We start from the raw sequence: 12,118 nt of genomic DNA on the forward strand, positions 1-12,118 counted from the left end.
GTTAGTAGGTTGTAAATTTGATCATTTAATTTTTTTAAAACAATAACCTTTCATGCCAAGAACAGATTTTCATTCGCCTGACTATTATCAAATAGATGATCTTTTAACTGACGAGCAGAAGCTTGTACGAGGAGCGATCAGGGACTTTGTAAACAGGGAAATTATGCCCATCATTGAAGATTGTGCACAGAAAGCTTATTTTCCTGAATTCATTGTGAAAAAATTCGGTGAAGTTGGAGCTTTTGGTCCTACAATACCTCAGGAATATGGTGGTGGTGGCCTCGACTATATTTCTTACGGGTTAATGATGCAAGAGATAGAAAGAGGTGATTCCGGAATGCGTAGTACTGCTTCTGTTCAGGGTTCATTAGTAATGTTTCCGATCTTTAAGTATGGCTCTGAAGAACAAAAGAAAAAGTATCTTCCCAAACTTGCATCTGGTGAATTTCTTGGATGTTTTGGACTGACAGAACCTGATCATGGATCCAACCCATCTGCAATGGTTACCAACTTTAAAGACATGGGAGATCACTATCTCTTAAATGGAGCTAAAATGTGGATTACCAATTCTCCTAAAGCTGATATTGCCGTGGTTTGGGCTAAGAATGAGGAAGGTCGTATAAGAGGACTCATCGTGGAAAGAGGAATGGAAGGATTTACCACTCCCGAAACCCATCATAAATGGTCATTACGGGCAAGCATTACCGGAGAACTTGTATTCGATAATGTAAAAGTGCCTAAAGAAAACCTATTACCACTTGCCGATGGCCTTAGCGGACCTCTCAGATGCCTGGATTCTGCCAGATATGGCATCGCTTGGGGAGCAATTGGTGCAGCAATGGATTGCTATGAAACAGCAAGAAAATATGCCATTGAAAGACACCAGTTCGGTAAACCGATTGCAGGTTTTCAGCTCACTCAGAGAAAACTTGCAGAAATGATTACAGAGATCACTAAGGCACAATTGCTTGCATGGAGACTAGGCACATTGAAGAATGAAGGTAAAGCCACAACTCCACAAATAAGTATGGCCAAAAGAAATAATGTTCATATGGCAATCACTATTGCACGTGAGGCAAGACAAATACTCGGAGGTATGGGAATTACAGGTGAGTTTCCAATCATGCGCCATATGATGAATCTTGAGTCTGTTATCACTTATGAAGGAACGCATGATATTCACCAACTTATAACAGGTAGTGACATTACAGGCATTTCTGCTTTTAAATAATAAGATATGAGAACTATCGCACTTATACTGCTACTACTGGTTATACTGGTGGTGGCAGTTCTGCTTTTTAATACGTTCACTTTAAAAAGCATGCAACCCAAAAATATAAAGCAAGCCAGGCTTTATTCAGACACATCAGCTCTGAGTAGATTAAGTAAAGGTCTACAGTTTCAAACAGTCTCATATGAAAATGATAAGACAGATACTTCAAAGTTTCTCGAGTTTCACCACTTTCTTGAACAGAACTTTCCTTTGGTACATAGTAAACTTAAGAAAGAAAATCATGGACTGAGTTTACTATTCCACTGGGAAGGCAAAGACAAACAACTTGACCCTATACTTCTTATGGCTCACCAAGACGTAGTGCCTCCCTGTGGAGAATGGGAAAAAGAGCCCTTTTCCGGAGACTTACTTGATGGGTACATCTATGGAAGAGGAACATTGGATGATAAAGGTGCTTTACTTGCAATCCTTGAATCTGTCGAATCGCTTCTGAAAGAAAACTATCAGCCTAAAAGATCTATCTATTTTGCCTTTGGTCATGATGAAGAGCTTGGTGGTGATAATGGAAATAAGAAGATGGCTGAAGTGCTTAAAAGTCGTGGCATAACTTTCGATTATGTATTGGATGAAGGAGGAACAATCATTCATGGTATTATGCCAGGTGTAAAAGCTCCTGTAGCCGTGATAGGTATTGCAGAAAAAGGTTATTTAAGTATTGAATTAACTATTGAAACAGACGGAGGACATAGCTCAATGCCACCTGCCCAAACTTCCATAGGATTATTAAGTGAGGCAATAGCAGAACTTCAGAAGCATCCCTTTCCTGCAAAAATTGCCGGTGCCACAGAACAGCTCTTTAAATTTACTGCCCCTGAAATGGAGTATCCTATGAAGATTGTTTTTGCCAACTATAAATTGTTGAAGCCAGTTATAACAAGTCAGATGGGGAAAACTGAAAGTACCAATGCTTCTGTGAGGACCACCATGGCCCCTACTATATTTAATGCAGGTACTAAAGAAAATGTACTCCCAATGAAAGCTAGGGCTGTGGTAAATTTAAGAACGCTTCCTGGAGATACACTTCAATATATCCTTGATTACATTACAAAAACTATTAATAATCCTGCTATCAAACTTAAAGTACTTCCGGATCAGATTGAAGCTTCAGAAGTGTCAGATCCCGGTAATGAAGCGTTCAAACTGATCAGTCAATCAGTTTCGGAAGTATTTCCACATGCAGTAATTTCACCTTACCTAATGCTGGCAACTACAGATTCAAAGCATTACAGAAGCATTAGTAAAAACATCTACAGATTTAATCCCTGGGATCTTCAAAAAGATGATTTAAAAAGAATACACGGGAACAACGAAAGAATAAGTACAAAAAATTATATGGAAGCTATAACCTTTTACAGACTGATGCTGGAAAGGAATTAAGAAATATGAATTATAAAATAGAATAAATAACCCACTGTTATAGTGGGTTATTTATTTATCTTAGTATGTAATTAATTATTCTACAACTTCTCCCTCAATAGTCAACGTTTCCATACCTCCTTCTTCATTATAATATACCGTTACAGTTTTGGTAAAGGAACCAAGTTTTGAAGCATTATACTGAGCTTTTACCACTCCCGATTTTCCTGGAGCAACCGGTTCTTTGGTAAACTCAGCTACTGTGCAGGAACATGATGCCTTAACGTCACTTACAATAAGGGGACTGGTTCCATTGTTTGTAAAGCGGAAAGTAGCGGTGCCGGGGTTATTAAGTTTTAACTTCCCTAAGTTGATCACCTTTTGATCCCATTTTAAATGGGAGACCTCAAGGATAATTGCTGGCTCCTCTTTGTACTGACCCTGTGTCAGATTTACAGAGCACAATAACATGCAGACAAAAAATACTTTTTTCATAAGTTTTATTTTTATGTAAACATCACTGTTTTCATCCAATCTCCTTGTTATTAAAATCATAATAATTGTTAATGATTTGTTAAAATTAAATTGATGATTAAGAATTTGATTATTTTCGGTAATGAGCAGGAATACAATAAGACTTATTTTGGTTGTCGGCACATTATCGATCATAGGAATTTTGCTTATACAAGCATATTGGGTAATTAAAAACTATGAATTAAAAGAGAAGGAATTTGACCTGACAGTAAGGTTAAGTTTAAAAAATGTTGCGGAAAATATTCTTAAGTACAATCACAATAGCTCTCCCCTTGTTGATCCGGTCGCGGAAATAAGTCCCGACTTTTTTACGGTTAAAGTTAATGACAAAATAGATTCAAATCTTCTTGGAGGTTTGTTAAGAAATGAATTTTTAAAAGAAGGAATAAAAACAGATATATTTTACTCCATATATGATTGTATGGGAAAAAGAATTGACGTGACCGGCATGGTTTGCTTCGATAGCACTTCCACATGTACTGCAACTGTGACAGGGAATTTACCTCATTGGAACTATGACAACTTTTATTTCAGTGTTTATTTTCCGGAAAGGGAAAAGGTTCTTCTTTCTGGAATGAAACTGTGGTTGATTTCAACCATTGTTCTTATAGTTTTAATCATATTCTTTGCATATGTATTATTTGTAGTATTCCAACAAAAAAGACTCTCTGAGATACAAAAAGATTTTATCAATAATATGACTCATGAGTTTCGAACCCCGATTTCAACCATATTGATATCTTGTGAAGTTTTAAAGGACAGCAAAATTATAGACAATCCACAAAGGCTTAATAGTTATGCAGCTATAATTGAGCGTCAGGCTCACAGGCTTAATCAGCATGTAGAGCGGGTGCTTCAGATGGCAAAAATAGATAAGGGAAATATTCAGTTAAAGCACGAACAAATTAATATTCACGATTTGCTCCTTGAAGCCCTTTCCAAACTAAATTCATCAGGGAATAATGAGAGTCTTACAATTGAATATAATTTCTTAGCAGAAAATCCCATCTTTATGGGAGACAGACTCCACTTGCTTAACATAGTCTTTAACTTGTTAGATAATGCGGTTAAGTATTGTGAAAAGGATCCTAAAGTTATTGTTACCACAGAAGAAAATAATTCAGACATCGTAATACGTCTGGCAGATAATGGTATTGGTATCGCATTAGAATATCAGAAAAAGATTTTTGAAAAATTTTTCAGAGTACCTAACGGAAATGTCCACAATGTAAAGGGTTTCGGGCTAGGTCTTAATTATGTCAAAAACATTGTGAAAGCCCATAATGGGCACATTGAATTGAAAAGCCAGATTGAGAAAGGCAGTATTTTTACAGTTACTCTTCCAAGAAATAAATGAAACTACGAATTTTATTTGCTGAAGATGATGATTGCTTTGCTTTTGTATTAAAGGATCATCTTGAATTAAATGGATATGAAGTTGCACATGTTTCAAATGGTGAAAATGCATTGAAGCTTTTTAAAAAGGAGAAGTTTGATCTTTGTCTTCTTGATGTGATGATGCCCGCTGTCGACGGCTTTACAGTTGCTAAAGAAATAAGAATGCTTAATAAAGCCATCCCTGTTTTATTCATCAGTGCAAAGTCTATGAAAGAAGACAGGATTCAAGGCTTCAAAACCGGTGGAGATGATTTTATTACAAAGCCATTCAGTGTAGAAGAACTTTTAATGAGGATTGCTGTCTTTCTTAGACGCTCAGGTCTATCTGATGTCGAGCCTTTTTATAAATTCGGGCTATTCACATTTGATTACAAAAATCTTAAGCTTACATCTCCAAAAGAAATTTTCACACTCACTCAAAAGGAAGGAGATATACTTCGATTCTTCTGTACCCATCAGAATCAATTAATAAAAAGGGAAGATATGCTGAAAGAGCTCTGGGGAGATGACGATTATTTTATGGGAAGAAGTATGGATGTTTTTATCGCAAAATTAAGAAAATACCTAAAAGAAGATACAACGATATGCATTCGCAATGTGCATGGGGTGGGGTTTCAGTTTGTGGTTTAAGACATATAGGCTTTTAATCCCAAAAAATAGGAATTGCTTATTCTTTTTAAGAAGTGGTGGTATAAATTCTATTTTTTAATCTGAAATCCCTCAATTCCGTTCGCTACTAGAATTAGTGAGAGGAATAAAATCATCACCTATTATTTTAAGATCGTTGGTAATTACTGTTTTATATGATTTATCTTCTACAATAAGCCACTCCACACCATAAGTTCCTGCACCTATTGAAAATTTAGCTCGTAGAATAAATCCAGCATAATTAGGCTCAATAAAAAACTCCTCCTTGACTTTTATATCCACATATGGATCAAACATTCCTCCGTGCCTAAACTGAAACTTTTTTTCCTATTGTTAAAATTACACTAGTCAACTGATTTTTGGGCAATGTTGCATCTGTTCCGAAAACGGGTTTACCATCAATTAGAACAACTAAACAATCTCTACCAAAAGTCATACTATGATTTCTTATAATTAAATTTTTTTTGAGTTAATGTTAGATTTATTGAATCCCCAAGCTCAAATCTTCTTTCCACATTCTGTGATAGTGCCGGAATTGATAGTAATATAAATAAGTATAAGAATTTTTTTGTCATTGTTTCTATTTAACACAACCAGAATTAAAAAGGGAACGATCTAAATTGAATCGTTCCCTTTTATTTATAACTATAATATTGATGCTGATTAATCCAAAATCAGAATCAAAAATAACCTTACTCCTTACTCACCTTCGCCTTTATAGTCAAAGTCTGATTCGAGCCTTGAGGATCATTACTATATATCGTTACAGTTTTAGTCTCTGCACCTTCTCTACCTGCTGAGTTGAATGTAACTTTAATTTTGCTTTTCTCTCCTGGTTTCAAAAGTGTTTTCTCCGGTGTTCCAGCAGTACATCCACAACTAGCTTTAACTTTTCGAATGATAAGATCTTGCTTACCGGTGTTAGTAAATTCAAATTCTGTTTCTGCAATGGTACCGGCTTTCACAGGACCAAAATCATGAACAGTTTTATCAAATGATAATCTTGGGGCCTGAGCAAGTTGTTCAGGATTCATTGGAGGGAAATATTCATTGATGGTTGCCACTACATTGACATTCTTTCTTCCACCTTTTTTATCATTGGAAACAAGAATAAAATTATCGTGAACATACCCAAAATCATTTTTTGCTTTAGCATCATAAGTGATTTTAATAACTCCTTTTTGCTTTGGCTGAAGTGTGGCAGGTTCTACAGATACTTTCATGTGTTTTGGTACTGACTGAGCTGCCTGAAAAGTAATAGGAGTTTCTCCATCATTATATACACCGAATTCTCTTACAACAGGTTCTTTTGTAGTCAAGCCCCCAAGATTCATATATCTTGAAGTAACTCTAAGACTTCCAAGTGTATCCGGGAATTCATCAGAAGGAGTCTTTGGTTTGGGAACCACTGTTCCTTTTATAAATACAACATTGGTCGCAGGCTCAGTATTAGCTGTAATTGTCAGCGATTTATTGAATGCCCCCGGTCTGTTTGTAGGATCAAACTGAGCTTTGATCACACCGGTTTGTCCAGGCAGAACAGGCTCCTTCGTCCAAGCTGGTGTAGTACACCCGCACGATGCTCTCACCTCACTGATTACAAGAGGAGCGGATCCTTTGTTGGTAAATTTAAATTCGTGAGAAACTGGTCCTTTTTCTTCATTGATTGAACCAAAATCAAAAGTTGTTTCTTCAAATTGAAGTACCCCCGTTTGAGCAAAAAGCTGAAACGTTAGGAAAGTTAAAAATGTAAAAATGGCAGTTATTCGTATCATATAAAACTCCTTTATTCTATGCAAAAATTGAAATGCTAATTTAATTAATCAAATGAAAACACATCTATTCTGTTTCATTTGTTTTGATCTAATGATAAAATTTTAATGGGCATTTTGTTTTAACTTCCTTAAAATTTGATATTATACTCTTCAAATTAAAGAGGGACCTTTACGATCCCTCTTTAATTTGTCTTTTAGTAATACTACTCCTGCCCTACCTTCATCCGTATTACCAGAGCCTGATTCGCTCCTCTTGGGTCATTACTATATACAGTCACTGTCTTACTTTCTGAACCTTCTCTCCCAGCAGAGTTATAAGCGACTTTTATTTTTCCTTTCGCTCCCGGTTTTATAGCAGTTTTAGGAGGTGTTGTTACAATACAACTGCAATTGGATTTCACTTTCCTGATGATCAAATCCTGCTTGCCTGTGTTGGTAAATTCAAACTCCGTTTCAACAATTTTATCAGACTTCACGGCACCAAAATCATGTACGGTCTTGGTGAATTCCAGTCGTGGTGTCTGTTCAATCTGAGCCTCATCCATTGGTGGAAAGTATTCATTAATGGTCGCATTTACCGTTATAGTAGTTTTAGTACCGATTTTATCATCAGAAATAAGCTCAAAATTGTCAGAAACACCACCAAAGTCATTTTTAGTCTTAGCATCGTAAATGATCTTGATGACTCCCTTTCCTTTAGATTGCAATGTCGTTGGCTCAAAAGCTACCTTCATATGTTTGGGTAAACCCTGAACAGGCTTAAAAGTAACAGCAGATGATCCGTCATTATAAACTCCGAATTCTTTAATGACAGGCTCCTTATTGGTTATTCCTCCAAGGTTCATATATCTTGATGCTAATCTTATACTTCCCAGTGAATCGGGAAATTCTTCTGCAAGGGTTTTCGGTTTAGGGATTACCATTCCTGTAAGGTAAACCTCTGAGGTAGCAGGTTCTGTATTAGCCTTAATGGTAAGTGTTTTATGAATCTCCCCCGGTCTTCCCATAGGGTCGAATTCTGCTTTTATCACAGCTGATTGACCAGGAGCTACCGCCTCTTGGGGCCAGGTTGGGGTAGTACAACCACAGGAAGGGATAATCTCTGTGATTAAAAGTGGGGCTGAGCCCTTATTGGTGAATTTAAATTCATGGGAAACTTTTCCGTTTTCTTCATGAATATTTCCAAAATCGTGAGTGGTTTCTTCAAATTCGAACTTACCGCTTTGTGCAAATAGCTGACATGCCAGTAAGGAGAATACGAAGGAGAATAATGCTATGCGTCTCATATTGAACTACAATGATTTTTTTACAAAAATGAATTCGTTAATTTAAGCAATCAAGTCAAAAACTATGCAATTTTCTGTTATTTCAGAACTTTAATCCTATAATAATGGGTTCCTATAGAGAAATTTCGCTCTCAATGGAGTTTTTTTCTATTTTTGCCGCATTATGTCAAGAATTCTAACAGGTATTCAAAGTACAGGTAAACCCCATTTAGGAAATCTATTAGGGGCAATATTACCTGCCATCAAACTTTCTGCAAACGAAAAAAATGAATCTTTATTTTTCATTGCAGACCTTCATACACTCACGAATATTAAGGATCCGGTTATCAGAAGAGAAAACACTTATGCAGTAGCTGCTGCTTGGCTTGCTTTCGGGTTCGATACTGATAAAAATATTTTCTACCGTCAGTCTGACGTTCCTCAGGTATGTGAGCTTGCATGGTATCTGAATTGTTTCACACCTTACCCAATGCTTGCCAATGCGCATTCATTCAAAGATAAATCGAGCAGATTATCTGATGTAAATGCAGGTTTGTTTACTTATCCAGTTCTGATGGCTGCTGATATACTTCTTTATGATGCTGAGATTGTTCCTGTAGGAAAAGATCAGTTGCAACACCTTGAAATTACAAGAGATATAGCAACTACTTTTAACAAAGCCTATGGTGAAACCTTTGTGCTTCCTCAGTCCAAAACAGACGAACAAGTCATGATTGTTCCAGGTGTTGATGGGAAAAAGATGAGCAAATCTTACGATAACTATATTGATATCTTTTTGCCAGATAAAGATCTTCTAAAGAAAATTAAAACTATAGTTACGGATAGCAAAGGAATGGAAGAGCCGAAAGATCCGGATACCTGCAATGTATTCAACATTTTTAAACTTATCGCCTCAGAAGAGCATATACAACAGGTAAGAGGAAAATATGAAGCAGGTGGCTACGGATATGGCCACGCCAAACAAGAGCTGTTTGATACCATTGTTTCTACCTATGCAAAGGAACGTGAAAACTTTAACAGGTTTATGAATGATAAAGGCGAGCTTGAAAACAGGTTAAAAATCGGTGCTGAAAAAGCTTCTGGTATTGCAAATTCAGTCCTTGACAGAGTCAGAAAAAAATTAGGCTACAGCCTTTAACAGATAAGTTAACAGACTATAATATATTTATAGTCTGTTAACATCTTATACCTATTACTTATTACTTTTATCTGCTTCCCAAAGCACAACTTTTTTCTTACCATCAATGATCAGTTCAAGTCTGGTAGGATTTGGGATAAGCACAAGTCTAGTATCTTTTCCTGCAAAGTCATCCACATCCACCATTACACCTTCTTTAGGCAATGCTTCATAGATTTTAGATCCGTCAGCATTTTTACCAACTTCCTTATACTTGTTAGCCAAATAAGCTATCGGCATAAGAACTTCATTATCAGGACACTTTTCATCATGAACATCTTGTAATACCTCTTCCAGATCATCTCCAAAGTTATCCATAAAGTCATCTTCAAGATCATGAAGCTCTTCTTCTATTTTATCATATTTCTTATCATCATAAGATAAAGTTCCAAGAAGATTCTTCTTTTCTACAATTGCATTCAGTGCTTTATTGAGTTGTAACGTGTCCATAAGACCTAATTCAGTTTCATTAAAATTACGGACTGCAAATTATTCAAAAATATATCTCTAAATAAATTTTAATTAAAAAAAGTAAAGGTATTCTTTCTAAAATTTAATTTTTACAAAAATTTAAACTACCGCTTAACTATTTTCGTACAATTGAGTTTAATTATTCTTGCATTGTTCTTAATTTGAGAGCAGATCTTTTTATAAAACACAATTTTTGAAAAATAATATGGAAGGCACATTAATTGAGTCAACAAAAATCGACAAAGCAACGAAAGACAGGATTAATCAGTGGCTGAATGGCAACTATGATAGTCAGACGAAAGACGAAATCAAAGGTCTTATTAAAGGAGGAAAAGAAGACGAGCTGATCGACAGTTTTTACAAAGATCTCGAATTCGGTACTGGCGGTCTTAGAGGAATCATGGGTGTTGGTTCAAACAGAATGAATAAATACACAATCGGGATGGCGACCCAAGGCTTAAGTAATTACCTGAAAAAAAGCTTTCCAGGTGAGCAACTTAAAGTTGCAATTGCTCATGACAGTAGAAACAACAGTGATTATTTTGCTAAAATCACAGCAGAAGTTTTCTCTGCAAATGGAATTAAAGTTTATTTTTTCAAAGCACTCAGACCTACACCTGAGCTTTCTTTCGCAGTAAGACTTCTCGGCTGCCACAGTGGAGTGGTTCTTACAGCTTCTCACAATCCGAAAGAATATAACGGATACAAAGCTTATTGGAAAGATGGAGCTCAAATGATTGCTCCTCATGATAAGAACACAATTACTGAAGTACAGAATATTAAAGATGTAAGCGATATCAAATTCCAAAGAAACGATGTGCTTATTGAAAATATAGGAGAAGAAGTAGACAGCAAATATCTGGATATGATCCATTCATTGTCTATCTCCAAAGATGCAATCAAGAGACAAAAAGACTTAAAAATTGTCTTCACTCCTATCCATGGAACAGGTATTGTGCTCGTTCCAGATGTTTTGAAGAAATTCGGCTTCACCAATATCAATGTTGTTGAAGAGCAGTCTAAGCCAGATGGTAACTTTCCAACAGTTGTGTATCCAAACCCAGAAGAACCGGATGCACTTTCACTTGCATTGAAAAAAGCAAAAGAGATTGATGCTGACATCCTTATGGGAACAGACCCTGATTCTGACCGTGTAGGTATTGCAGTTAAAAACCACAAAGGTGAATTTCAATTGTTAAATGGTAACCAGACAGGAAGCTTGCTTTTAAACTACCTTATCAATGCATGGAAAGACGCTGGAAAGATAAAAGGAAAAGAATTTATTGTTAAGACAATTGTTACTACCTATCTGATAGATAAAATTGCTGCAGACAATGGTGTGAAATGCTATAATACTCTTACTGGATTTAAATATATAGCAGCATTGATTGGAGAACTAGAAGGTAAAGAGTTGTTTATAGGCGGAGGAGAAGAAAGCTACGGTTATCTTGTAGGAGATCAGGTCAGAGATAAAGATGCTATTTCTTCTTGTGCATTTATTGCTGAAATGGCGGCCTATGCTAAAGACAAAGGTGTAAGCTTGTTCGACATGATGCGTGATATGTATGTGAAATATGGTTTCTACAAAGAAAAACTTATTTCTCTTACTAAAAAAGGTAAATCCGGAGCTGAAGAAATACAGCAGATGATGAAAGACCTTAGAAACAACCCTCCTAAAATAGTTGCAGGTTCTGCTCTTATTCAGCTGAAAGATTATCAGGCACAAACAATCAAAGATCTTAAGACTGGCAAGGAAATTCCTACCAATCTTCCAAAAGAAAATGTTCTTCAATTCTTAACAGAAGACGGAACGCTTGTTTCAGCAAGACCTTCAGGTACAGAGCCTAAAATCAAATTCTACATCAGCGTAAATACACTTTTGAGTAAAAAAGAAGATTACGATAAAGTAAATGTTGAACTTGACAAGAAAATTGAAAGCGTTATCAATGATATGAATCTTAAATAACATTGGTTGTAAAAGATAATAGATATAAAGGCCAGAACATTTTGTTTTGGCCTTTTTGTTTATAGCTGAATCCTAAACCCATTTTTAATCTTTTTATTTTTCGCACATTTACAAGCAACTTCGCACTCCCACAATCATCGATAAATCAATCAATTACACTCAACAAACTTTCATTTAATAACATTCCATTTTTAGGGACTGTTAAACTTACAG

General features: G+C 35.9%; 11 protein-coding genes. 6 read left to right on the forward strand and 5 right to left on the reverse strand.

The window, feature by feature from the left end; all coding sequences use genetic code 11:
• Window positions 1–52: 52 nt before the first annotated feature.
• Together J7604_RS13715 and J7604_RS13720 are read left to right on the forward strand one after the other, a co-directional pair.
• Window positions 53–1,231 (forward strand): acyl-CoA dehydrogenase family protein, encoded by a 1,179-nt coding sequence (locus tag J7604_RS13715; RefSeq protein WP_293896901.1) that lies wholly within the window; start codon window positions 53–55, stop codon window positions 1,229–1,231.
• A gap of 6 nt (window positions 1,232–1,237) precedes the next feature.
• Entirely contained in the window at window positions 1,238–2,671 is a 1,434-nt protein-coding gene (locus J7604_RS13720) for a M20 family peptidase (RefSeq protein WP_293896902.1), read from the forward strand.
• A 75-nt stretch (window positions 2,672–2,746) separates the two neighbouring features.
• Here the strand turns inward: J7604_RS13720 and J7604_RS13725 are convergent, their stop codons facing one another.
• Entirely contained in the window at window positions 2,747–3,145 is a 399-nt protein-coding gene (locus J7604_RS13725) for a DUF1573 domain-containing protein (protein WP_293896903.1), read from the reverse strand.
• A gap of 121 nt (window positions 3,146–3,266) precedes the next feature.
• Here J7604_RS13725 and J7604_RS13730 point away from each other — a divergent pair, with 121 nt between their 5' ends.
• Both J7604_RS13730 and J7604_RS13735 read left to right on the forward strand, forming a co-directional pair.
• Complete coding sequence (locus J7604_RS13730; RefSeq protein ID WP_293896904.1) at window positions 3,267–4,541, forward strand: HAMP domain-containing sensor histidine kinase; 1,275 nt, start codon at window positions 3,267–3,269, stop codon at window positions 4,539–4,541.
• Window positions 4,538–5,212: a response regulator transcription factor gene (locus J7604_RS13735; RefSeq protein ID WP_293896905.1), complete on the forward strand. Its 675-nt coding sequence runs from the start codon at window positions 4,538–4,540 to the stop codon at window positions 5,210–5,212. The genes J7604_RS13730 and J7604_RS13735 overlap by 4 nt, the downstream gene beginning before the upstream one ends.
• Before the next feature lie 90 nt (window positions 5,213–5,302).
• Here the strand turns inward: J7604_RS13735 and J7604_RS13740 are convergent, their stop codons facing one another.
• From J7604_RS13740 to J7604_RS13750, 3 genes are all read right to left on the reverse strand, one after another.
• Window positions 5,303–5,527: a hypothetical protein gene (locus J7604_RS13740; protein ID WP_293896906.1), complete on the reverse strand. Its 225-nt coding sequence runs from the start codon at window positions 5,525–5,527 to the stop codon at window positions 5,303–5,305.
• 395 nt (window positions 5,528–5,922) lie between these two features.
• Entirely contained in the window at window positions 5,923–7,005 is a 1,083-nt protein-coding gene (locus J7604_RS13745; RefSeq protein ID WP_293896907.1) for a DUF1573 domain-containing protein, read from the reverse strand.
• Window positions 7,006–7,208: 203 nt separating this feature from the next.
• Window positions 7,209–8,291 (reverse strand): DUF1573 domain-containing protein, encoded by a 1,083-nt coding sequence (locus J7604_RS13750; protein ID WP_293896908.1) that lies wholly within the window; start codon window positions 8,289–8,291, stop codon window positions 7,209–7,211.
• A 163-nt stretch (window positions 8,292–8,454) separates the two neighbouring features.
• On the opposite strand from J7604_RS13750, the gene trpS reads away from it, so the two are divergent.
• Entirely contained in the window at window positions 8,455–9,429 is a 975-nt protein-coding gene (gene trpS, locus J7604_RS13755; RefSeq protein WP_293896909.1) for a tryptophan--tRNA ligase, read from the forward strand.
• 54 nt (window positions 9,430–9,483) lie between these two features.
• On the opposite strand, the gene J7604_RS13760 is transcribed toward trpS, so the two are convergent.
• Window positions 9,484–9,918, reverse strand: a complete 435-nt coding sequence (locus tag J7604_RS13760; RefSeq protein ID WP_293896910.1) for a hypothetical protein — start codon at window positions 9,916–9,918, stop codon at window positions 9,484–9,486.
• Window positions 9,919–10,144: 226 nt separating this feature from the next.
• Here J7604_RS13760 and J7604_RS13765 point away from each other — a divergent pair, with 226 nt between their 5' ends.
• A complete protein-coding gene (locus J7604_RS13765) occupies window positions 10,145–11,905 on the forward strand; it encodes a phospho-sugar mutase (RefSeq protein ID WP_293896911.1) in 1,761 nt (586 codons plus the stop codon).
• The last annotated feature ends 213 nt before the right edge of the window (window positions 11,906–12,118 follow it).

It is taken from the genome of Sporocytophaga sp., assembly GCF_017745095.1.
GTDB lineage: Bacteria > Bacteroidota > Bacteroidia > Cytophagales > Cytophagaceae > Sporocytophaga.